Source organism: Kaustia mangrovi (assembly GCF_015482775.1).
Classification (GTDB): Bacteria; Pseudomonadota; Alphaproteobacteria; order Rhizobiales; family Im1; genus Kaustia; species Kaustia mangrovi.
Map to the genome: position 1 here is coordinate 724745 of NZ_CP058214.1, position 21083 is coordinate 745827.

General features: G+C 67.0%; 20 protein-coding genes, 1 other RNA gene and 1 pseudogene. 12 read left to right on the forward strand and 10 right to left on the reverse strand.

Going from position 1 to position 21083, the window contains the following annotated elements; genetic code table 11:
- Nucleotides 1–10: 10 nt before the first annotated feature.
- Together HW532_RS03450 and HW532_RS03455 are read right to left on the reverse strand one after the other, a co-directional pair.
- Nucleotides 11–280, reverse strand: a complete 270-nt coding sequence (locus HW532_RS03450; RefSeq protein ID WP_213163079.1) for a hypothetical protein — start codon at nucleotides 278–280, stop codon at nucleotides 11–13.
- On the reverse strand, nucleotides 277–1668 hold the full coding sequence (locus tag HW532_RS03455) for an arylsulfotransferase family protein (RefSeq protein WP_213163080.1): 1392 nt from the start codon (nucleotides 1666–1668) through the stop codon (nucleotides 277–279). Before HW532_RS03455 ends, HW532_RS03450 begins: the two co-directional genes overlap by 4 nt.
- Before the next feature lie 501 nt (nucleotides 1669–2169).
- On the opposite strand from HW532_RS03455, the gene HW532_RS03460 reads away from it, so the two are divergent.
- Nucleotides 2170–3093, forward strand: a complete 924-nt coding sequence (locus HW532_RS03460; RefSeq protein ID WP_213163081.1) for a glycosyltransferase family protein — start codon at nucleotides 2170–2172, stop codon at nucleotides 3091–3093.
- Between the two features lie 55 nt (nucleotides 3094–3148).
- Here the strand turns inward: HW532_RS03460 and HW532_RS03465 are convergent, their stop codons facing one another.
- A complete protein-coding gene (locus HW532_RS03465) occupies nucleotides 3149–3850 on the reverse strand; it encodes a TylF/MycF/NovP-related O-methyltransferase (RefSeq protein ID WP_213163082.1) in 702 nt (233 codons plus the stop codon).
- A gap of 251 nt (nucleotides 3851–4101) precedes the next feature.
- Here HW532_RS03465 and HW532_RS03470 point away from each other — a divergent pair, with 251 nt between their 5' ends.
- Nucleotides 4102–4944, forward strand: a complete 843-nt coding sequence (locus tag HW532_RS03470) for a 2OG-Fe(II) oxygenase (protein ID WP_213163083.1) — start codon at nucleotides 4102–4104, stop codon at nucleotides 4942–4944.
- 31 nt (nucleotides 4945–4975) lie between these two features.
- On the opposite strand, the gene HW532_RS03475 is transcribed toward HW532_RS03470, so the two are convergent.
- A complete protein-coding gene (locus HW532_RS03475) occupies nucleotides 4976–5806 on the reverse strand; it encodes a sulfotransferase domain-containing protein (protein ID WP_213163084.1) in 831 nt (276 codons plus the stop codon).
- Nucleotides 5807–6018: 212 nt separating this feature from the next.
- Here HW532_RS03475 and HW532_RS03480 point away from each other — a divergent pair, with 212 nt between their 5' ends.
- On the forward strand, nucleotides 6019–6714 hold the full coding sequence (locus HW532_RS03480; protein WP_213163085.1) for a hypothetical protein: 696 nt from the start codon (nucleotides 6019–6021) through the stop codon (nucleotides 6712–6714).
- A gap of 25 nt (nucleotides 6715–6739) precedes the next feature.
- Here the strand turns inward: HW532_RS03480 and HW532_RS03485 are convergent, their stop codons facing one another.
- The 3 genes and pseudogenes from HW532_RS03485 to miaA all read right to left on the reverse strand — a co-directional run bounded on the left by HW532_RS03485 (nucleotide 6740) and on the right by miaA (nucleotide 9634).
- The gene (locus HW532_RS03485) at nucleotides 6740–7873 is read right to left on the reverse strand and encodes a glycosyltransferase family 4 protein (protein ID WP_213163086.1); all 1134 of its coding nucleotides are present in this window, start codon (nucleotides 7871–7873) and stop codon (nucleotides 6740–6742) included.
- Nucleotides 7874–8136: 263 nt separating this feature from the next.
- Nucleotides 8137–8532 (reverse strand): (R)-mandelonitrile lyase, encoded by a 396-nt coding sequence (locus tag HW532_RS03490; protein WP_213163087.1) that lies wholly within the window; start codon nucleotides 8530–8532, stop codon nucleotides 8137–8139.
- Nucleotides 8533–8675: 143 nt separating this feature from the next.
- Nucleotides 8676–9634, reverse strand: a pseudogene (gene miaA / locus HW532_RS03495) (tRNA (adenosine(37)-N6)-dimethylallyltransferase MiaA).
- 58 nt (nucleotides 9635–9692) lie between these two features.
- Between miaA and serB the strand changes: the two are divergent.
- Nucleotides 9693–10586, forward strand: a complete 894-nt coding sequence (gene serB, locus HW532_RS03500; protein WP_246479503.1) for a phosphoserine phosphatase SerB — start codon at nucleotides 9693–9695, stop codon at nucleotides 10584–10586.
- Nucleotides 10587–10619: 33 nt separating this feature from the next.
- Here the strand turns inward: serB and HW532_RS03505 are convergent, their stop codons facing one another.
- Entirely contained in the window at nucleotides 10620–11414 is a 795-nt protein-coding gene (locus tag HW532_RS03505; protein WP_213163089.1) for a thymidylate synthase, read from the reverse strand.
- A gap of 205 nt (nucleotides 11415–11619) precedes the next feature.
- Between HW532_RS03505 and HW532_RS03510 the strand changes: the two genes are divergently transcribed.
- The 6 genes from HW532_RS03510 to HW532_RS03535 all read left to right on the forward strand — a co-directional run bounded on the left by HW532_RS03510 (nucleotide 11620) and on the right by HW532_RS03535 (nucleotide 17009).
- Nucleotides 11620–12012 carry a VOC family protein gene (locus tag HW532_RS03510; RefSeq protein WP_213163090.1) on the forward strand — a complete coding sequence of 131 codons (393 nt, stop codon included), beginning with the start codon at nucleotides 11620–11622 and terminating at the stop codon, nucleotides 12010–12012.
- A gap of 49 nt (nucleotides 12013–12061) precedes the next feature.
- Nucleotides 12062–12429, forward strand: a transfer-messenger RNA (tmRNA) gene (gene ssrA / locus HW532_RS03515).
- 173 nt (nucleotides 12430–12602) lie between these two features.
- Nucleotides 12603–13157 carry an SspB family protein gene (locus tag HW532_RS03520; RefSeq protein WP_213163091.1) on the forward strand — a complete coding sequence of 185 codons (555 nt, stop codon included), beginning with the start codon at nucleotides 12603–12605 and terminating at the stop codon, nucleotides 13155–13157.
- A gap of 186 nt (nucleotides 13158–13343) precedes the next feature.
- The gene (gene mepA / locus HW532_RS03525) at nucleotides 13344–14324 is read left to right on the forward strand and encodes a penicillin-insensitive murein endopeptidase (RefSeq protein ID WP_213163092.1); all 981 of its coding nucleotides are present in this window, start codon (nucleotides 13344–13346) and stop codon (nucleotides 14322–14324) included.
- Between the two features lie 131 nt (nucleotides 14325–14455).
- Entirely contained in the window at nucleotides 14456–15718 is a 1263-nt protein-coding gene (locus HW532_RS03530; RefSeq protein ID WP_213163093.1) for an ATP-binding protein, read from the forward strand.
- Between the two features lie 145 nt (nucleotides 15719–15863).
- The gene (locus tag HW532_RS03535) at nucleotides 15864–17009 is read left to right on the forward strand and encodes an ATP-binding protein (protein WP_246479921.1); all 1146 of its coding nucleotides are present in this window, start codon (nucleotides 15864–15866) and stop codon (nucleotides 17007–17009) included.
- On the opposite strand, the gene HW532_RS03540 is transcribed toward HW532_RS03535, so the two are convergent.
- Together HW532_RS03540 and HW532_RS03545 are read right to left on the reverse strand one after the other, a co-directional pair.
- On the reverse strand, nucleotides 17006–17746 hold the full coding sequence (locus HW532_RS03540; protein ID WP_213163095.1) for a sulfite exporter TauE/SafE family protein: 741 nt from the start codon (nucleotides 17744–17746) through the stop codon (nucleotides 17006–17008). The genes HW532_RS03535 and HW532_RS03540 overlap by 4 nt on opposite strands.
- A 21-nt stretch (nucleotides 17747–17767) precedes the next feature.
- Entirely contained in the window at nucleotides 17768–18013 is a 246-nt protein-coding gene (locus HW532_RS03545; protein WP_213163096.1) for a DUF1127 domain-containing protein, read from the reverse strand.
- Nucleotides 18014–18108: 95 nt separating this feature from the next.
- Between HW532_RS03545 and HW532_RS03550 the strand changes: the two genes are divergently transcribed.
- Both HW532_RS03550 and fumC read left to right on the forward strand, forming a co-directional pair.
- Nucleotides 18109–19524 (forward strand): aminotransferase-like domain-containing protein, encoded by a 1416-nt coding sequence (locus HW532_RS03550; protein ID WP_213163097.1) that lies wholly within the window; start codon nucleotides 18109–18111, stop codon nucleotides 19522–19524.
- Nucleotides 19525–19672: 148 nt separating this feature from the next.
- Nucleotides 19673–21067: a class II fumarate hydratase gene (gene fumC, locus HW532_RS03555; RefSeq protein ID WP_213163098.1), complete on the forward strand. Its 1395-nt coding sequence runs from the start codon at nucleotides 19673–19675 to the stop codon at nucleotides 21065–21067.
- Nucleotides 21068–21083 lie beyond the last annotated feature (16 nt).

The following is a 21083-nucleotide window of genomic DNA, read 5'->3' on the forward strand; positions in this document are numbered from 1 at the left end:
CTCCCGCGGATCAGGACGGCCCGGTGCCGGACGTCCGGGGCGCTTCGCCCTCGGCCGTCTGGGCGCTGGGGCCGCCGGTCCGGGCCTTCTTCCGGCGCAGCATCTTCCGCACGGGCCAGAACAGGACGAAACCCACCGCCATGGCGATGGCGACCACAAGCCCCCAGAGCGCGCCGAGCAGGCTGATGCCCGCACCGGGGCCGACATAGGCGGCGGCCGGGGCCGCCATCGCCATCAGGGCCGCAAGGGCTGTGAGCACGCAAGGGATCTGTCGTCTCATCGGGATGCCTCCTTTTCGTGAGTGAGCGTGGCACGGAAATCGGGAGAGAGCGTGGCCGGATCGATGCGCCGCCCCCAGGAGACGACCGGGGCGTAGGCACCGCCCTCCCCGTCCCTGACGGGATTGATGTATTCCCAGACGATGTTCCCGTCGCCGGTCACCTCGAGAAGCCGGCTGCCATTCGATTCCGTCACCAGCGTATTGCCGTTGGGCAGACGCTGGGCGCCCGACCGTATGGCACTGTCGAGGGGCTTGTCCGCGCTCCCCTTATAGGTCCAGCGGACCGCCATCGTTTCGGGGTCGAACTCGATGACCCGCGAGCTGTTGCCCTGCTCGAAGTTACCCAGATTGTCGAACATCAGGATGTGACCGTCCGGGAGAATGGTCGGGCTGTGCTGGCCGACCCAGGGCCCCCGCGTCGCCCAGGTCACCTTGCCCTCGTCCATGTCGACCACGGCGATGACGCCCATGTCGCGAAACGACACGAGCACGTCGCCCTCCTTGCCGAAGGGGAAGACCCGCGCCTTGTCCGCGTCGATATATTCGACCGTGTTGGTGTGCAGCGGATCGCCGAGCGAGAAGCTCGGAATGGCGTATAAGAAGGCCGCATAGGGCGAGGACAGCAGCGCATCGGTCAGCGAGACCTTGCGCGTCTCGCGCCCGTCGCCATCGAGCACCACGACGAAATCGTCGAGCCGCGGCTTGCCCAGCGCGTCGAACCCCTTGACCGGCTCGGAGGTGAAAGCATGGGTCAGCGCGAAGACCCGCCCATCGGGCGCCACGTCGAAATCGTGATGGGTCTGGCCGAAATAGCGCCAGACGACGTTGGAGTCCTTGTCGAGGCGGACCATGCCGTAGCCCCATGGCGTCTCGCCCGCGGCGATGTAGATCGCCAGCAGGTCGCCATTGGGCATGAGCCGGGCCTTGCGCATATAGGTCAGTTCGTCGCGCTGGGGCGAGGAGACCGGCGAGCTCTCGTCCCAGACCTCCGAGAAGGACTTGCGCCATTCGTGCACGACCTCTCCGGTCATGGAGACGAGCCGTGCGGCGGGCGCGTCGCCGGAGGTGTAGAGCGTATAGCCGCCAAAGGCGCGCTGCCGGTCGAAGGCGGTCACGCCGCTCGCATTGCCGCGCGCCTTTGTCCAGAGGTCGGTCCCGAACTTGTCCGCCGTCATCTCGCGCTGGGCAATCAGCGCCTGGCCCGCCGCATAGGCGTCATGCAGGACCTGGTAGGGAAACACCTTGCCGAGCACCACCAGAGCGCCGCCCACAAAGGCGAGAAAGACGATCATGGCGATGAAGATCGCCTGTCCGATCCGTTCGCCCGCGGATCCGCCCGCTGTCTCCTTGTCGTCTTGCGACACCGCAATGCCCGGCGAACCCGCCATATCCGGCTCCCTAGATCCCTGGACAAAAAAGTAATGTCGCGGCCGGCCTGCGTTTCATCTGAGGCATCCGCCTCGCGACCGTCATGGCGCCCCGGCTGCGCGAAGAAAAAGAGAGTTCGATCTTGCCGGAATACGCATGACGACACGGGAGTCGCCGCCAGATGCAAGGACCAATCCGCTTTTACTTACGGAAACACCCAATTGGGGCGAAATTCGTGCAGAGTACGGAAGATTTGATGACGCCCCGCCGCCGGACGCGAGAGCGGCCCGCCGACCGCCCGTCCCGATGGTGCCGCCCCGCAGGAAAGGCCTTGCCCGTCCTACCCATGAGGCGCAAAAGACGATATCATCCGCGCACGACGATAGTGTGCCGGTCCCATGCGGCCCGGCGACCGGGATGGCCGTGGCGGTATCCTTTGCGATGCCGGCCCTCCGCCGGTCTCGAACAGGTGCATGGACGGCACCGCACTGCTGACCCGAACCCGAGGGGACGTTTCGAGAATGACTGTCAGACCTTGCGTATTCATCCACACCAACGAGAAGCAGATCGTTGGCGCCCTGGTGTCCGCCTACTCGATGCGCCGCAGCTCCGCGAACGCCGACAGGTTCGACGTCAAGATCATCCACACCAAGGACCACTCGTTCCTTCACGAGCGCGAGGGCCAGTCCTTCCTGCGCGACGGAGGCCAGCGGGTCTGGAGCATGAGCGATCTCCAGTCCTTCACCCCGCTGCGCTTCATGCCGCCTGAGCTGATGGGCTATGAGGGCCGCGCCGTCGTCGTCGATCCGGATGTCTTCGCCGTTCATGGCGATGTCTACGAACTCCTGACCCGCGACATGCAGGGCAAGGCCATCGTCTGCCGCGACTATGACGGCAAGAAGGGTTTCGAGGACCGGTTCGCGAGCTCCGTCATGCTGCTCGATTGCGCCAAACTCACCCATTGGCGCACCGCCGAGCAGTTCGGCGAGCTGTTCGAGGGCAAGCGCGACTATCTCGACTGGGTGTTCCTCAAGCTGGAGCCGCGCGAGACCATCGGGCTTCTGGAGCATGAATGGAACGACTTCGACAACCTGACCGAGACGACGAAGTTCCTGCACAATACCGACCGCACGACCCAGCCCTGGAAGACGGGTCTGCCCATCGACTTCATCCGCCGCCGCTCGCAGACCAAGTTCAAGCCGCTGAAGCTGAAGAGCTGGGCGCGGCTCATCAGGCACGGAATGCTCGGCGAGAAGAACGCGCCCGACACCTATGACCGTCACCCCGACAGCCGCCAGGAGCTCTTCTTCTTCGAGCTTTTGGGCGAATGCCTCGATGAGGGCATCGTCACCGAGGACATGCTGCGCGAGGAGATCGGGCGCAACCATGTGCGCCCGGACGCCTTCGAGTTGCTCGACCGCGCCTCGAAATCGGCTGCCGCCTGAGCGGACCCGGAGCCCGGAAAAGCCGGCATGGCCGACGGTCCGGGGTCCGTCGCGATCAGACGAGCAGGACCGCGCTCTGCAGGTGCCCCTCGAGGAACAGGGTCGGCGTCACGCTGCCCAGGAACTCGTCGGTCGCGGTCCGGCTGCCCGGAAAGGTCGTCGAGCCGTAATCGTCGAGCACGATGAGACCGCCCTTGACCATGCGCGGATAGAAGAAGCGCAGGCTGTCGAGCGTCGGCTGATAGAGATCGACGTCGAGATGCACGAGCGAGAATCGCGCATCCGACGGAAGCGCGCCGTCGAACACCTCCGGTATCCACCCCTTGTGCAGGGCAACGAACGGATAGGGCGCGAGCACCTGCTGCACGGCGTCGAAGTCGGACGCGAATTTCTGCTTCTGCCGCTCCGTCTCGGTGGGATCGGTGTCGCCCCGAAGGCGGCGATCCTCCGCCGTCTTGTCCGACAGGCCCCCCTCGAAGGAATCGAAGACGCGAAGCGTGCCCGTCCAGTCGGCCTCCTTCAGGAGGCCCGCCATGAGATAGGTGGAATGCCCTTTCCAGCAGCCGCACTCGACAATATCGCCCGGCAATCCCTTCTTGAGAACGTGCCCGACCGCCTGGTAGAGGGAGAAAAACCTGTTCTGCTTGAGGAAGTTGTCTGTCGACCCCGTCGCCTCGAGCGCCCCGAAATACCGGTCCAGATAGTCATTGCCGCCGGCCATGCGTTCGTAATAGCGCACGATCTCGCGGGTATTCACTAATGCCTCACCCTCGCCCCGTCGTTTCGTCAAAAATCTACCGAATATGTTCACGTAATTCTCCAACACATATTACTTATACCTTGAGAAAAGCAGAGAAACCGAATGGCGAAAGCGTGCCTCTCAAGACTTTTTCAACCGACAACCTATATTCACCCTTACGGCCAACTTGGCAAGTCTGATTGCGTCGGAGCAGCGACCAGACTACCTTCGCGCTGGAATCCTGTGAAATACCGAGCATTGGGGGGACAATGACCAGCATCGCAGACGGACGCGAGCGTGCCCGGTTCACGCCAGAACCGTTTCCGGTCTTCGTTATCGACAACGCGCTGGACGAGGATGCCTATCGGGACCTGGCGAACGCCTTTCCGAGCCTCGAGGAGGTGTCGATGGAGGACGGTCCTGTCGCCAACAACACGAACTATACGCGCTCGGCCCCACATGTGATCGACAATCCGGTGTTCGACGAGCGTTGGCGCCGTTTCTTCCGGCACCATGTCTCGCCCGATTTCTGGCATGAGATCCTGCCGCTGGTGGGAGACGCGATCCTGTCGGTCCACTCCGATATCGAGGAGCGCGCGGGCCGCCCGCTGTCGCAGATGTCGGTCGCGATGCGCGGCTCGCCGGACGCCGAAACGAGCGACATCCGGCTCGACTGCCAATTCGCCATGAACTCGCCCGTGACGGAGGCCTCCACGGTCCGGGCGCCGCATATCGACCATCGCAGCAAGATCTTCAACGCCCTGCTCTATTGCCGGCCGCCGGAGGACGACACGCCGGGCGGCGAGCTGGAGATCTTCCGCTTCCGGGGCAAACCCGCATACCGGCCGGAGGGGCGCACGGTCCTGTCGACGCGGATCGAGGCCGTCCAGACCGTGCCCTATCGCGCGAACACGCTGGTGCTCTTCGTCAACTCGCCGCTGAGCGTCCATGGCGTGACGCCACGGCCGGTCACGCCGCATGCCCGGCGTTACATCAACTTCCTGTGCGAGTTCCGGGAACCGCTCTTCGAGCTTCCGAAGACGCCGCTATGGCGCTGGAAGGGCGAGCTGATGCTCGACCGGCTGCGCCATGCCGGGCGGGCGTCGCCATGACGCAGGGCGCGCGGACGGACGGGGGCCCGGATCAGGCCCTCTCTGCCTGCGGCTGTGGCTGCAGGGTCGTGCCGTTTCCGGGCGCATAGAGCCACGGGCTCTGGCGTGGGCTGGCCGATGCCTCCCTGAGACAGGCATTCAGGGTCTCGAAATAGTCGAGACGCTCCATCAGCCCGTCGCAGAACGCGATATCCTCTGCACTCATCTCGGTGCGGTAGCCGCCAGCCTTGCCCTGACGGACCTTGAAGCTGTTGGGATCCTTCGGATCGCCAGGCGTCAGGATATCCCCGTAGCGCTCGCTGTACTCGCCGCGCGCCTCGCGCTCGCGCATCCGCTCCAGCCGGCACTCCTCGACGGCCTTGCCGACCGCAGCGCTGGAGCGCTGAGCCCCGAAGAACGCCGCGATTCCGGCCAGCGCGTCTTCCGTGTCGGCGCGCAGATGCTCGTAGGTCGCGATCCCCATGAACGGCTCGGCGCGCGCCTGCTGCGCCCAGAAGAGATTGTAGCGGATGATGGTCTCGATCCCCATGGCGGGATCGCGCACGAGGTCGCCGAGACTGTCGAGCTGGCGACCTTCCCGCTTGAGGTGGGAATGATAGGCGGAGACGACCACGTCGCGCGGGTCGCGCACCAGCACTAGAACATGGCGGTAGCGCCGCGGCACGCGGCGGTCGCGCTCGGTGAGGACGGTCGGCTGCTTGTAGTTGGCGTGGAAATAGCGCGCCGGGATATCGAGTTCGTCGAGCATGACCCGGAGCCAGGTCCGCCCGGATTTCGGAAAGGACAGCACGAGATTGTCACGCAGGAACAGGCGCTGCTCGACCTGCAGCCAGTCCTTCACAGAGGCAATCGGATTACGCATATGAATGTCCCGGATCGAGTCCTTGGCGGTTTCGGATCTGGGCTCCAACATACTGTTTGGTTTATGCGGGCGTAACCCGTCCACGAGGAATTTTTGGAAAACGGTGCGTGGGCGGACAATCCAGAGAGCCCGATACTCCTTTACGCCCGGGACCCGTACGACTAAACCTCAAGAGACATTGTCCTTGCCGGCCACGCGACGGGAGAGGCCATTTGAGCCCTTCGATCTCCGCTATCGTGCGCACACGCATTGCGCATACCGATATCGATGCCGCACCGATTGCCGGGCCCTGCTTCGTCCTGGGCTCGGCTCCCGGCGCCGCCGGACTGCCGAGCTCCGGCGGCCCCTGGACGCTCATTACCGTGAACGCCTCCCAGGTCATCGCCGAGGCATGGGGTCGGTCCACACCCGACATCGCGGTCATGAGCGACCAGATGCTCGGCACCTCGCCCGCAAATCTCGCCGCCAAGGAGGCCCTTCAGGGCCGCGGCTGCGGCACGCTCGTCCTTATCACCCGGAAATACACCCTGGACGACAGCGTCCAGCGCCTGCGCGACATCGGCTATGGCTGGAAGAGGCTCGCCCCCATCGATCACTGGCAGCGCTCCAAGATCGTCTGGCGCGTGACGGGCGAATATCTCGCCGCCGGCAGCGGGGGCGAGAAGGTCTCCACCGGGTTCTTCGCCATCTTCCTCGCCCGCCATCTCGGCGGCGCGCCCATCGTGGCGGACGGTTTCTCGCTGTCGAAGCACGGCCATGGCTACAATCAGTTCGCCCATCACCGCGAACACATCGAAACGGACACATCCGCGCTCGCCGCGATGCACCGGCTCTCCGGCATCTATGCGTGCGGTCCCGATTTCGCTGAGGAATCCGGCCTCCCGGCCTACGGATCGGCGGGCCGCTAGGGTCTGGCGGGCCACGAAGGCGCCCCTACGCCCCGACCTCCAGACCCTCGAGCACCGCCCGTGCACGCTGGGACCAGCTATGTTCGGCGGTGAAGGCAGAACGTGCGCGCCCGCCCAGCCGTGCACGCAGGCCGGCATCGTCGCGCAGGCGCACAAGCGCCTCCACCCAGGCCTCCGCATGGTCGGGATCGCGCAGGAGCGCCGTCTCCCCGTCGTCGAGGATCTCGCGCAGCGCCGGCAGGTCGGAGCTGACGATCGCCTTGCCGTGCGCCATGTACTCGAAGATCTTCAGGGGCGACATCCAGCGTGCGATATCGGCTCCGTTGCCCGCGCACACGGAGCGCAGATAGGGAGCCAGCACCACATCGAAGGCCTGGATGAACCGGACCGCCTCCGCATGCGGCCTGTGGCCGTGAAAGGTAACGTTGCCGCATGACGACAACGTCCGGCGCCAGCGCTCCACATCCTCCGCCAGCCCGCCGACGATATGGAAATCGGCCCATGGGCACAGCGGCGCAATGGCCGCGATGATCTCCATGCCCTTGCCGGGATAGAGATGCCCCACATATCCCACCGACAGGCGACCGTCCCCGGCTGCCGGCAGCGCGACCGGATCCGGGCCGTCCGCCCCCTCCCCGGGATCGTCCGCACCGTCATGGGCGACGACAATCGCATCCTCCAGCGCGGGGAAGCGTTCGAGAAACGCCGCCCGCAGGGCATGGGAGATCACCACGAGACGGCGGAAACAGGGCTCCTCGACAAGCGCGAGAAAGGCCTCTCGGCGGGCTGCCGTGACGTCGTCGAGCGAGACATGCGCCTCGAACACCGTCGGCAGACCGCGGCGGGCGGCCGCAAGGCTGCTATACACATACCGGCTGTAGACGAGATCGGCACCGCTGCCAGCGGCATGGCGCAAGGCGAACCGGGAGAACAGTTTCGCGCCGACAATCTTGGGCACATGGCGCAACCGCACCTGGGACGACATGCCGTAATAGCGCCTGATCCGTCCCTCGCGGATCGGATCGACCGGCAACAGGCCCGGCGTGACGAGCGTCACCTCCTCGCCATTGCCGGCGAAGGCCTCGCACATCCTGGCGACATGGACGGTATTCGCGCCCGGACCGGGCATTGCAATGTCGTGAACATAGGTCAGGCGCATGCCGGCTGCCCCACCCCCTTCGCCCAGGCCGGCCCCCTCGGGCGAAGGCAGCGATGATCGCGAGGCCCGACGCCGCGCGAAACGGCCGACACGCGCTGGCCCGACGCCCGCGCCCGCTGATTGAGAAGCCTATCCATGTCCCTGCTTTTACAGTACCGCGTTCCTCGCGGCCACGGCTCAGGCGGCATTTTCGACCGGACCGTGCGCGCAAGGGCGGGAACGGGTCCGAGGGGGCGCCCCGGACCCGGCCAGCACGGCTCAGCTCAGCCGGCGTACTCCGCGTCGCTGACCTTCTCCAGCCATGTGACGGTCGAGCCGTCCTGGCTCTCCTGGATGGCGATGTGGGTCATGGCGACATCCGGGGCGGCGCCGTGCCAGTGCTTTTCACCGGCCGGGAACCAGACGACGTCGCCGGGGCGGATCTCCTCCACCGGCCCGCCTTCGCGCTGGACGCGCCCCACGCCCTGGGTGACGATCAGGGTCTGGCCGAGGGGATGTGTGTGCCATGCCGTGCGCGCGCCCGGCTCGAAGGTGACGGTGGCACCGACGACGCGGCCGGGCTCTTCGGCCGAGAAGAGCGGATCTATGCGGACGCGGCCGGTGAAATACTCCTCCGGCCCCGGTGCCGATGGTTGGGTGCCAGCTCGTGTGATTTTCATGGGACAGGCCTCTCCGTGCTCGCTTGGGTGCGTGATCTTCGTCGAAAGGTAATGCAATCGGGCGCCTCGTTAACAGGGCGCTCCGTCCTGGTTCATATGAGCGACGGTCGCCGGCACGCCGCCATCCGCATCCCGCGCGGGCGTCACCCCGCCCACAGGGCGAGAGTCGCCTCGGCGAGGCAATCGGGATCGTCCGTGCCGTCGCCGGGGGCGAGCCGTGGCCAGTCCGCCATCTGGTGGCGGAACCATGTTTCCTGGCGCTTGGCATAGCGACGCGTGCGGGTCTGGGCCTCGCGGATGGCCTCGTCGAGGGAGAGCGCGCCGGCGAGATGGCGCGCCAGCTCCGGCACGCCGATGGCCTTCATGACCGGCCGGTCCTCGGGCAATCCCCGCGCCATGAGCGCCCGCACTTCCGCGAGCGCGCCCTCCTCCACCATATGCGAAAAGCGGGCCTCGATCCGACGGTGAAGCCGGGCACGCTCGGGCGCCAGCACCACGCGGCGGACCGCGACACCGGCCAGGAGCCCGCCCCGCGCCGGCGCGTCGTGCCAGTCCGCGAGCGGCCGCCCCGTCGCCTCCAGCACCTCCAGCGCGCGCACGATGCGCTGGGCATCGGAGGGACGCAGCATGGCCGCGGACCGGTCGTCGCGCGCGGCAAGCTCGTCGTGGAGCCGCTCAGCCCCCCGCTCGGCAAGCGCGGAACGCCACCGGGCGCGGACTTCATCCGGAATGTCGGGAATGGCCGACAAGCCCTCCTCGAGACTCCTGAAATAGAGCCCGGTGCCGCCGACCAGCACCGGCGTGGCCTCAGCCGTCCACAGCTCGTCGAGAACCGCCCCGGCCTCCTCCAGCCACCGCCCCGCCGAATAGGTCTCCTCGCCCCCACATGGCCGTAGAGACGGTGCGGCACGCGCGCCTCATCGGCCCTGGAGGGGCGCGACGTCACGATGCGCAGATCGCGGTAGACCTGCATGGAATCCGCGTTGACGACAGTGCCGCCCTCCCGTTCGGCAAGGCGCATCGCCAGCGCCGACTTGCCGCTCGCCGTCGGCCCTGCGATAAGGATGGCCTGCCGAATTGTCTTGTGCGCCTGCCTACCCATATGTCCTGCGTGTTGCCTGCGCTGGTGCGCACACCCCTTATGCCGGATCGTGAGAGTAATGGATACCGACCTGATTCTGATTGCCAAGCCGTCGAGCCAAGCCCTTGAAAAGACTCTCGTCGAGGAGGTCTCCACCGCCATCGGCGCGCACCAGCCCAACTGGCTCGCCGAGGGCGAGGCATGCGAGTGGCCCCTGCCCGGCCTCGCGCCCGGCGACCATGGCGAGCTGGAGACAATCGCGCGCGGGATCGTCGGCGACCGCCCGGTCGATGTCGCGGTTGTGCCGACGCCCAAGCGGCGCAAGCGCCTGCTGATCGCCGACATGGATTCCACCATTATCGGCCAGGAATGCATCGACGAGCTGGCGGCCGCCGGCGGCGTGGGCGACGAGGTCAAGGCGGTCACCGAGCGCGCCATGCGGGGCGAGCTGGAGTTCGAGGATGCGCTGCGCGGCCGCGTGGCGAAGCTCGCGGGGCTGCCCGCCGGCATCATCGACGAGCTGATCGCAAACGCCATCACCGTCAATGACGGCGCGGCCTGCCTTGTGGAGACCATGAAGAGCTTCGGCGCCATGACGGCGCTCGTCTCCGGCGGCTTCGTGCAGTTCGCCCGCCATGTCGCCGGCCAGACGGGCTTCGAGCACGTGCAGGCCAACAGCCTGGTGATCGAAAACGAGACACTCAAGGGCACGGTTGAGGAGCCCATTCTGGGACGCGACGCCAAGCTCAAGGCCCTGCGGTCGCTGTGCGAGACGCACGGGCTGGAACTCGACGAGGCCATCGCCGTCGGCGACGGCGCCAACGACCTCGCCATGATCGAGGCGGCCGGCATCGGCGTCGCCTATCACGCCAAGCCCGCCCTGCGCGAGGCGGCCGACGTCCGCATCGACCACGGCGACCTCACGGCCCTGCTCTATATCCAGGGCTACCCGCGGCGCGATTTCCGGCGCTGACCGACGGCCCTTCGGGCGCTCTGAAAACGCGGCCTATACCGCGACGGGGGCGGCGATGTGGGGATGGGCCTCGTAGCCGGCAATCTCGATATCGTCGAAGCGGAAGTCCTCGATCACGCGCACATCGCGCCTGAGGACGAGGCGCGGCAACGGCAGCGGCTCGCGGGAGAGCTGCTCGCGCGCCTGCTCGACGTGATTGAGATAGAGATGGGCATCGCCGAATGTGTGCACGAACTCGCCCGGCTTCAGCCCCGTCACATGGGCGACCATATGGGTGAGCAGCGCATAGGAGGCGATGTTGAACGGCACGCCGAGGAAGATGTCTGCGGAGCGCTGATAGAGCTGGCAGGAGAGCCGGCCATCGGCGACATAGAACTGGAACAGGCAATGGCATGGCGGCAGCGCCATCCGGTCGACATCGGCCGGGTTCCAGGCCGACACGATCAGCCGGCGCGAATCGGGTGTCGAGCGGATCGCCGCGATGACATCGGCGATCTGGTCGATGGTCCGCCCGTCGGGCGCGGCCCACGAGCGCCACTGCCGGCCATAGACGGGCCCGAGATCGCCGGTCTCATCGGCCCATTCGTCCCAGATGCTGACACCGTTCTCCTTCAGATAGGCGATATTGGTATCGCCCCGAATGAACCAGAGAAGCTCGTGGATGATCGAGCGCAGGTGCAGCCGCTTCGTCGTCACCACGGGGAAGCCCGCGGCGAGATCGAAGCGCATCTGGTGGCCGAAAACCGACAATGTGCCCGTTCCTGTGCGGTCATCCTTGCGGATGCCGGTCTCCAGGCAGCGGCCGAGCAGGTCGAGATACTGTCTCATGGGTTTCAGGATAGACGATTCTGACCCGCCCTGGCGAACGGCGCGCATGCGATTTCAACGCCTCTCGCAGCAAAGCGGGTGCGCGCCGACCTTGCCCTATGGCCTCAAGCTTGCATTTTGCCGACGCAGGCCACGATACTCGGATCGCCCACCGGCACGGACCGCCCGGACCGTGCCCTCCAATCAAACGGGGAAAACGCCTACCATGTCCGTCATCAGCCACATCACGCTCGGAACCAACGACAAGGACCGCTCGGCGAAGTTCTACGATGCCGTTCTCGGCGCCATAGGCTTCTCCAGGCTGCCCAAGCCGCCGGAGAAGCCCCTGGCCTACGAGCGCGACGGAGGGATGCCGACCATCTATATCTACACGCCCGCCGACGGCCGGCCCGCGACCTGGGGAAACGGCACGCATGTCGCCTTCGTCGCGGAGACGAGGGCCGCCGTCCATGCCTTCCACGAACAGGCCCTGAAATTCGGCGGGATGAGCGAGGGTGAACCCGGACCGCGCGCCCATTACGGCGAGAACTATTACGCCGCCTATGTCCGCGATCCCGATGGGAACAAGCTGCAGGCCGTCTGCTATTCCAGCGAGTAGTGTCGCGCGGACGCCCGACGCAGCACATCGGCGCCGCCAATGGCAAAGGGGGCTTTAAACCGCGACGGGATCCGCCTATATTGCAGATGTCAGCCGACGGGCTGGCTATGGCGATAAATGGACGTTGGAATAAGCCCATCGGACCCGGGGGCAGTACCCGGCACCTCCACCAAATGCCACCGGCCGCAGCCGGGCCAGAGGCATCTGATGGGGGTGAAACAGGATCGACGAGGGTGTAAAGAGCGGTCCTTCGCCCGGTGGGACTCGCCGTTATCGGGTCACAACAATAGTTGCCAACGACAACTATGCTCCGGTGGCCCAGGCTGCGTAATGCAGCTTAGGTACCGAAATTCAAGTCCCAGGCTGTAGCAGGTCTGGGCGGGGTTCGGCGGGCACCTGGCAACAGAAGCCCCCATTTTATCTCCGGGCCGCCATGTCGCGGCCCCGATTCATTCCCATATGTGCAAAAAGCACGGAAAGCCGGTTATTTCAGCCGTCTCGACGTGTAGAATGGGCGACAAGGCGATTCTGGATCGTGCCGGCCGCCGCTGAAGGGCCGGCCTGAACCCCAAGGAGTTCGAGGGCCTGAGATGTCTGAGGATCTGATGCGCTACGACCTGCTCGCCCAGGATGCCCTGCGCGGCGTCGTACGGGCAGCGCTCAGGCGTGTCAGCCGGGTCGGCCTGCCGGGCGAGCACCATTTCTACATCGCCTTCGATACCAACCACCCCGGGGCCCGCCTCTCCGACCGCCTGCGCAAGAAATACCCCAAGGAGATGACCGTCGTCCTCCAGCATCAGTTCTGGAACCTGCAGGTGACGGAAGAGCGGTTCGAGGTGGAGCTCTCCTTCGACAACATCCCGGAAAAGCTCGTCGTTCCCTTCGCCTCCGTGAAGGGGTTCTTCGACCCGTCGGTGCAGTTCGGGCTGCAGTTCGAGGTCCTGGAAGCCAACGAGAATGCCGAGGGCGAGGCTGGCGAGACCGCCGGCAAGGACGAGACCGCGCCCGGCCAGCCCGCGGCGGCGACCGCACCCAAGCCTCCCGCCGCGCCCTCCGATGCGTCCGGCACGCCGGACAACGATACCGAGGAGCAGCCGGACAGCCCCGCAAAGATCGTCCAGCTCGACGCCTTCAGGAAAAAGTGATCCCGATCGCCCCCCGCGCTTTGTGACTTGCCGCAAGGCGGTGCCGGGGAGTACGCTTGCAGCTTACGGGCAAAAGGGCGGCTGGAGCGTTTCCCGCATCTCCTCGGAGGCGGAAGATGGCGCTCCGTACCGCTATCTGGCTTTATGGGGATCCTCATGACGGTCGGGGTTGAACGCATCGCTCCCATGTCACGGACCGCACGCTGCACAGGGCGGGCAAGGCTTTGCGGATCGGCGCTTCTCGCGGCCCTTGCCCTGGTCTTGTGCACGCCGCCGGCCGAGGCCGGGGACCGCACGCCGGGCAGCGCCACCGTGCTCCCCCGCGCAAAGCCCGAGACGGCGGCGCTCGAAAGCAGTACTCCGACGATCTCCCCCGACGCCCCCGCCAAGGAACTCTTCGGCGCGGCGGACGGCCCGGCTCAGCTCAAGCCCAGCGCCATCGGCAGCTATGCGCGCGGCTGCCTCGCCGGCGGCGAGGCCCTGCCGACCGACGGGCCGGGCTGGCAGGCCATGCGCCTGTCGCGCAACCGAAACTGGGGCCACCCCGCCCTCATCGCCTATATGGAGCGCTTCGCTCGCGACGCGCGTGCCGACGGCTGGCCGGGCCTGCTCGTCGGCGACATTGCCCAGCCGCGCGGCGGGCCCATGCTGTCCGGCCATGCGAGCCACCAGATCGGCCTCGATGTCGATATCTGGCTGCGCCCCTCCCCCGGCCGGACCCTGACGCGGGCGGAACGCGAGAAGATCAGCTCCACATCGGTGATCGCCAGCCGCACCGAGATCAATCCGGACGCCTGGACGACCGACCATGCGCGCCTCATCAAGCGCGCCGCCTCCTACGACGAGGTCGCGCGGATCTTCGTCCACCCGACCATCAAGAAAACCTTGTGCGACTGGGCGACCGGCGACCGCTCCTGGCTCAACAAGATCAGGCCGTGGTACGGCCATCACTACCATTTCCACGTCCGGCTCAAATGCCCGCCCGGCAGCACGGGCTGCAAGGACCAGGCACCGCCCCCGCCGGGGGACGGGTGCGACGCGAGCCTCGCCTGGTGGCTGTCGGACAAGCCCTATGCGCCGGACGACCAGAAGCCGGCCCCGCCGCCGCCTCCGATGAAGCTCTCCAAGCTGCCATCGGCCTGCCGCACGGTCCTGGTCGCCGAGTAAGCCGGCACGGGCTGCGTATTGCACGATTCTTGCATCGCAACGTGAACGACATCACCGCCGCTCGGCCCACCGGTGGGCGCCTGCCCGCCTGTGACCGACGCATTCGAGGCTCCGCACCGCCGGCGACAGCAATGACCAAGCCCCCTTCCCCGACCTCGCAGAACGATACGGTGCTCCTGCTCGGCAATTACCGGCCGAGCCTCGCCGCCATCCGGGCTCTCGCCGCAGACGGACGCCGCCTGGTCCTCGGCCTCGGCGCGAACGAGCCGGGCATCGAGTGGTCACGCCATGTGAAGGACATCTGGCAGCACCCCCGGCTCGACGAGGGGGACGGCGCCGCCTTTCTCGCCGCCCTGAAGGCGTTCCTCGCGCAACGAAACGACATCGGCACGCTCCTGCCCGTCTCCGACGAGATGGTGCTCTTTGTCGCCCGGCATCGCGGCGAGATCGCCCCGCTCGCCAGGATCGCCTCGCCGGCGGCCGACATCGTGCTGGCCTGCGCCGACAAGGTGGAGAGCCTCACCCTGGCCCGCACGCATGGCGTGGCGACCCACCCCTTCGCCGTGGTCCACGACCGCGAGGAGCTGTTTTACGACGCCGAGCGCATCGGCTATCCCCTCGCCCTGCGCCCGCTCACGCCCGGCCTCAAGCTGTTCGGGCAGAAGGCCCTCATCCTCGAGGACCGGGCGGCGCTGGAGACGGCCTTTACCGCATGGCCGGCAGAGCATGCCTGCCTCCTCCTGCAGCGCTTTGCGGACGGCCAGCGGCACAATCTCTATTTCGCCGCCCGCAAGGGCGAGCTCGTCGCCTGCGTGGAAAGCCTCATCCTGCGCACCAACGCGCCGGATGGCACGGGCACGTCCGTTCTGGAGCGTACGGTCGAGCCGACGCCAGCGCTGGTGGAGGAAACACGCCGACTGACCGCCGCGCTCGACTATACGGGGGTGGGCTTCACCCAGTTCATCGTGGCGCGCGACGGCCGGAGCTCGTGCTTCCTGGAGATCGACGCGCGCATGTCGGCCAATCTCGCCGTGCCCGAACAGTCCGGCGTGCCGCTGACGAGGCTCGCGCTCGCCCTCGCCGACGGCGGGACCGCCCCCGAGGCAGGCGAGGCATTCGCCTATCGCCGGGACCGCCTCTATGCCTGGACCTTCGGCGATCTCTCGGGGCTCAAGCGGGCCATGCTCGACCGCAAGGTCTCGCTTGCCGGCGCCCTCGGCCTGTCCGCGCGCATCGCGGCGGCCGCCATCCGCGCCGACGGGCACCTCACATGGTCCCTCCGCGACCCCATGCCCACCGTGGCCATGTTCGCCTACGGCCTGTTCGGCATCACGATCCCCGCCCAGATCCTCCAGGGCTCCCACCTCATCGACACCACGGCCGGCACGCTGTGACGATGCTGAAGGACCACGCCGCCGCATCCTCGCCGGCACGCAGGGACACGCCGCCCGCCCGGGGCGCAGTGTCCTTCTGCTCGGCAACTACCGGCCGAGCCTTGTCATTGCCCGCGCACTCGCCGCCGAGGACCGGCCCGTCGTGATGGGGCTCGGCATGGGCGAGCCGGGCAGCGAGCTCTCCCGCCATGTCCGCGAGGTCTGGCACCATCCCCATCCCCGCCTCGACGGCGGCGCGCCCTTTTTACGCGCGCTGCGTACGCTTGTGGACAAGCGCGGCGACATCAGCGCCCTGTTCCCCGTATCGGAGGAGATGGTCGTCTTTCTCGCCCGTCACCGTGCTGCGCTCGACGATCGGGTCGCCGTCGTCTCCCCCTCGCCGGAGGTGGTCGAGACCTTCACCGACAAGACGCAGAGCCTGGAGCTCGCCCGTTCCGCAGGGATCGCCACGGATCCCTTCGCCATCGTCCACGGCATGGATGCGCTGCGCACCGCGGCGGCGGAGATCGGCTATCCGCTGACCGTGCGCCCCCTCGCGCCGGGCCTCAGGCTCCTGGACCGCAAGGCGGTGATCCTTCAGAGCGCTGAGGCGTTCGAGACAACGTTCGGCGGCTGGCCGGAGGGCCATGACCGGCTTCTCGTGCAGCGCTTCGCGACGGGGCCGCGCCACAACCAGTATTTCGCCGCCCGCAACGGCAGGCTCGTCGCCTGCGTCGAGACCCGCATCCTGCGCACCAATGCCCATGACGATACCGGCCTTGCCGTGCTCGGCGAAACGGTGGAGCACACGCCGGCGCTCCTTGCCGATACCGCCCGGCTCGTCGGCGCGCTCGACTATACGGGTGTCGGCGTCACGCAGTTCATCGTCTCCCCGGACGGCCGCCATCACTGCTTCCTGGAGCTCAATCCGCGCATCGGCGGCGCCCATGCCGCACCGGAGGCGGCCGGCCTGCGCCTGAGCCGGCTGGCGCTCGCCCTGGCAGACGGCGCGGACCCGACGGAGGACTGGCGCAGCTTCGCCTATCCGGCCGGCCTCACCTATGTGTGGACCTTCGGCGACATTTCGGGGCTGAAGCGCTCGCTCGCCGACCGCGCCATCGGACCCGTCGCGGCGCTTGGCCGGCTCTGCCGGATCCTCGCCGACGCGATCCGCGCCGACGCCCATCTCACATGGTCGCTGCGCGATCCGCTGCCGACGGTGGCCATGTTCGTGAACGGCCTCTTCCGCGTCGCCCTGCCGCCCTGGGGCCGCCGCGAGGCCGGGGCGGACCGGTCTCCGGCAGATCCCTAGATCAGGCTTCTCAGGACGAGCACGAGGCCGAGCACGCCGAGGACAGTGAGCACGAAGCGCCGGAACTGGTCCGGGCTCAGTCGCCCACGCATGCGGCCGCCGATCCAGATGCCGGCATAGCTCGGCACGAGGCCCGCGACCGATACGGCGAGCTCGTGCTCCCCGAACAGCCCGATCCGCGACAACCCCACGGCCATGACGAGGCTCGACAGGGTGAAGGACAGGTTGACCGCCTGCACGAAGCGCTTCGGATCGAGCCGGAGCGCCAGCATATAGGGAACGACGGGCATCACCTGGGACCCGGTCAGCCCGTTGATGACGGCGGTCGCGAAGCCGACGGGGGCGCGCAGCAACCGTTCTGGCCCCGGCGCCAGTCGAAACTCCGGCTGGGCGAGCGCGACCGCCGCATAGGCGCCGAGCACGAGCCCCAGCACCACCGTCGCGACCGCCCCGTCGATCCAGGCGAGCAGGGCCAGCCCCGCGACAATGCCCGGGATCTGCGCGGCATAGAGCGGCCAGAACCGCCTTGCCGTCTCCTTGAGGTGACCGGACGACAGGATGAGGAAGATATTGGCGACGACAGACGGGATGATGACCAGCGCCAGCGCGTCCTTGAGGCCGAGGGCGAGAACGAGGATCGGCAGGCAGGTCGTGGAGAAGCCGAGGCCGCTCGCCCCCTTCACGAAGCCGGCGGCGAGATAGGCCAGCGCGACAACGATGATCTGGCCTGCCTCCAACGCCCCCGCTCCGTCATGCTGCTATCGGCGCCCTACCTCCCGGTCGGTGTCCCAGAAGGGCCTGTAGGCTTCCTTTAACGCCTCGTCGCGGGAAATGCCAATATCCTGAAGCTGCTCTTCGGTCATATCGAGCAGGGCGCGGCGGCTGCGGCGCCGCGCGCGCACCGTCTCGAGCCGCGCAAAGACCCCGGACATGGCAGCCTTCGGCCGGGGCGCCCAGGATGAGGTTTCGCGAATATATCCCCATATTGTATCGATTGAACCCATTTCAGTCTCCAATTCAGGAAGCAATCATGGCAAATTGTCCCCGCATGATGTGATGCATTGACTCATCCCGATTGGCAACATAGAGAATTGTCACTATGACAAATTGGCTTCCAGACCTGACGCACGGCACGGGCCCCCTCTATCTCCGGCTCGCCGACCGGATCGAGAAGGACATCGAGGCGGGCGTCCTGGCCGCGGGCGCGAAGCTACCGCCGCAGCGCAATCTCGCCTTCGACATCAATGTCACGGTCGGCACGGTGAGCCGCGCCTATGCGCTGGCCCGCGAGCGCGGCCTCGTCGCCGGCGAGGTCGGGCGCGGAACCTATGTGCTCCAGCACGACGAGGCGTCGCCCGGCACGGCCGCGCCCCTGCCGCCGTTCCTTGCCGGCACGCGCGGCCCCGCACCGGTGCCCGGCAAGCTGCGCATGGACTCCACCGCCGCGCCCGAGGTCGGCCAGACGGAGACCATCGCCCGGCTGACCGGCGAGATCGCCCGCCAGCACCCGGAGGAAAGCCTCGACTATGTGCGCGCGCCCGAGCGCGACTGGCTCAAGGCCGGCAGCCGATGGCTGGCAGGCGACGGCTGGACGCCGGACGAGGACACGGTCGTGCCGACGCTCGGCGGACATGCGGCAATCCTCGCCGTGATCGCCGCGATGACGGTGCCCGGCGACAAGGTCGTCTTCGAACAGCTCACCTTCTCCTCCGTCGCCCGCAGCGCGAACCTTATCGGCCGACGCCCGATGGCCATCGACACCGACACGGACGGCGCGGATCCGGAGGACTTCGAGCGGATCTGCGCGCAGCAGCATCCCAAGATCGCCTTCCTCATGCCCTGCCTGCAGAACCCCACGCTGACCGCCCTGCCGGAAGCCAGGCGCCGCGACATTGTTGCCATTGCCCGCAAATACAATGTCTGGCTGATCGAGGACGGCGTCTATACGGCTCTCCTGGAGAACCAGCCCGTGCCAATCGCCGCGCTCGCGCCGGAGCGGACCTTCTATATTGGCAGCCTGTCCAAGGCGGTCGCTGCCGGCATCCGCGGCGGCTGGGCGGCCTGCCCGCCCCATTTCGCGCCCCGCGTACAGACCGCCTACAAGATGCTGACGGGCGGCAAACCGTTCCTGCTGGCCGAACTCGCGGCACGGCTTGTCCTGTCGGGCGAGGCCGACGACATCCGCAGCCGGGTGCGCGCGGAGATCGCAGCACGCGAGACCATGGCGCGCGAGGCCTTTGCGGGGCTCGACTTCTCCTCCCATCCAAGCGCCCCGTTCCTGTGGATGAAGCTTCCCGAACCGTGGCTCTCCGGCACCTTCAAGAACGCAGCGGCGAACGAGGGCGTGCTGATCGACGACGAGGACGAGTTCAAGTGCGGGCGCACCGACCGCACCTTCCACCGCGCCCGCATCGCCTTTTCCGCCCCCGCATCGCGCGACGGCGTCGCAAAAGGCTTCGCGAAGCTCCGTGCCCTGCTCGACAGCGGCATAGCGGGCTATGACAGCTTCGGGTAACGGGCCGCGCCATCGCACCACACCCGCGGGACACTGCGACACCTGCCCCCCTGACAAGCCGGGGTAGGCGTGCTAAGCCCATGGTCTCGCTCCCGTCCTCAGGGCGGGATCGACCCACCAGACCAGCCAGACAGGTGACCCCCGAGCAATGACCACGACGCGGACCGAGACCGATTCCTTTGGGCCCCTCGAGGTGCCGTCCGACAAGTACTGGGGCGCGCAGACCCAGCGTTCGCTGAAAAACTTCAAGATCGGCGGCGAGACCATGCCGACGCCGCTCATCCGCGCGCTCGGCGTCATCAAGCGCTCCGCCGCGCTCGCCAATATCGCTCTGGACAATATCGACCCCAAGGTCGGCGAGACCATCGCGGCCGCCGCGCTCGAGGTCGCGGAGAACAAGCTCGACGACAATTTCCCGCTGGTCGTGTGGCAGACGGGCTCGGGCACCCAGTCGAACATGAACGCCAACGAGGTGATCGCCAACCGGGCGATCGAGATGCTCGGCGGCGAGATCGGCTCCAAGGACCCGGTGCACCCGAACGATCACGTCAACCGCAGCCAGTCCTCCAACGACACCTTTCCGACCGCCATGCACATCGCGGCGGCCGAGGAGGTCGTCCACCGACTCGTCCCGGCGCTGCAGACGCTGCGCAACGCGCTCAACGACAAGGCGGAGAGCTTCAAGGACATCATCAAGATCGGCCGCACCCATCTCCAGGACGCGACGCCGCTGACCCTCGGCCAGGAATTCTCCGGCTATGTCGCCCAGCTCGACAACGGCCTGCGCCGCGTCGACAACGCGCTCCAGGCGCTCTACCCGCTGGCCCAGGGCGGTACCGCCGTCGGCACCGGTCTCAATGCGAAGCCGGGCTTTGCGGAGCGCTTCGCCGAGGAGGTCGCCTCCTTCACCAAGCTGCCCTTCGTGACCGCGCCCAACAAGTTCGAGGCACTCGCCGCCCACGATGCCATGGTGGAGATCTCCGGCGCGCTCAACACGCTCGCCGCGAGCCTCTTCAAGATCGCCAACGATATCAGGCTCTTAGGGTCAGGCCCCCGCTCCGGCCTCGGCGAGATCTCGCTGCCGGAGAACGAGCCCGGCTCCTCCATCATGCCCGGCAAGGTGAACCCGACCCAGTGCGAGGCCATGACCATGGTGTGCACACAGGTCATGGGCAACCACGTGACCGTGACGGTCGCCGGCAGCCAGGGACATTTCGAGCTCAACGTCTTCAAGCCGGTGATGATCTACAATGTGCTCCAGTCGATCCGCATCGTCGCGGATGCCTGCGTGAGCTTCACCGACAATTGCGTCGTCGGCATCGAGCCGAACCGCGAGAATATCGCCGGGCTCATGGAGCGCTCGCTCATGCTGGTCACCGCTCTTGCCCCCCATATCGGCTATGACAAGGCGACCGAGATCGCCAAGTCCGCGCATAAGAACGGCACCACGCTGCGCGAGGAGGCCCTGCGGCTCGGCTATGTATCCGCGGAGGACTTCGACCGGATCGTGAAGCCGGAAGACATGGTCGGGCCGAAGGCGTAGATCGAAACAATGCGAG

Bases quoted from the DNA above. Each gene is read 5' to 3' on its own strand.
- serB (WP_246479503.1), top strand. From the start codon at position 9,693: ATGGATACCGACCTGATTCTGATTGCCAAGCCGTCGAGCCAAGCCCTT.
- HW532_RS03460 (WP_213163081.1), top strand. From the start codon at position 2,170: ATGACTGTCAGACCTTGCGTATTCATCCACACCAACGAGAAGCAGATC.
- HW532_RS03490 (WP_213163087.1), bottom strand. From the start codon at position 8,532: ATGAAAATCACACGAGCTGGCACCCAACCATCGGCACCGGGGCCGGAG.
- HW532_RS03505 (WP_213163089.1), bottom strand. From the start codon at position 11,414: ATGAGACAGTATCTCGACCTGCTCGGCCGCTGCCTGGAGACCGGCATC.
- HW532_RS03475 (WP_213163084.1), bottom strand. From the start codon at position 5,806: ATGCGTAATCCGATTGCCTCTGTGAAGGACTGGCTGCAGGTCGAGCAG.
- HW532_RS03545 (WP_213163096.1), bottom strand. From the start codon at position 18,013: ATGGGTTCAATCGATACAATATGGGGATATATTCGCGAAACCTCATCC.
- fumC (WP_213163098.1), top strand. From the start codon at position 19,673: ATGACCACGACGCGGACCGAGACCGATTCCTTTGGGCCCCTCGAGGTG.
- HW532_RS03450 (WP_213163079.1), bottom strand. From the start codon at position 280: ATGAGACGACAGATCCCTTGCGTGCTCACAGCCCTTGCGGCCCTGATG.
- HW532_RS03485 (WP_213163086.1), bottom strand. From the start codon at position 7,873: ATGCGCCTGACCTATGTTCACGACATTGCAATGCCCGGTCCGGGCGCG.
- HW532_RS03455 (WP_213163080.1), bottom strand. From the start codon at position 1,668: ATGGCGGGTTCGCCGGGCATTGCGGTGTCGCAAGACGACAAGGAGACA.
- HW532_RS03530 (WP_213163093.1), top strand. From the start codon at position 14,456: ATGACCAAGCCCCCTTCCCCGACCTCGCAGAACGATACGGTGCTCCTG.
- HW532_RS03520 (WP_213163091.1), top strand. From the start codon at position 12,603: ATGTCTGAGGATCTGATGCGCTACGACCTGCTCGCCCAGGATGCCCTG.
- HW532_RS03550 (WP_213163097.1), top strand. From the start codon at position 18,109: ATGACAAATTGGCTTCCAGACCTGACGCACGGCACGGGCCCCCTCTAT.
- HW532_RS03535 (WP_246479921.1), top strand. From the start codon at position 15,864: ATGGGGCTCGGCATGGGCGAGCCGGGCAGCGAGCTCTCCCGCCATGTC.
- HW532_RS03510 (WP_213163090.1), top strand. From the start codon at position 11,620: ATGTCCGTCATCAGCCACATCACGCTCGGAACCAACGACAAGGACCGC.
- HW532_RS03470 (WP_213163083.1), top strand. From the start codon at position 4,102: ATGACCAGCATCGCAGACGGACGCGAGCGTGCCCGGTTCACGCCAGAA.
- mepA (WP_213163092.1), top strand. From the start codon at position 13,344: ATGTCACGGACCGCACGCTGCACAGGGCGGGCAAGGCTTTGCGGATCG.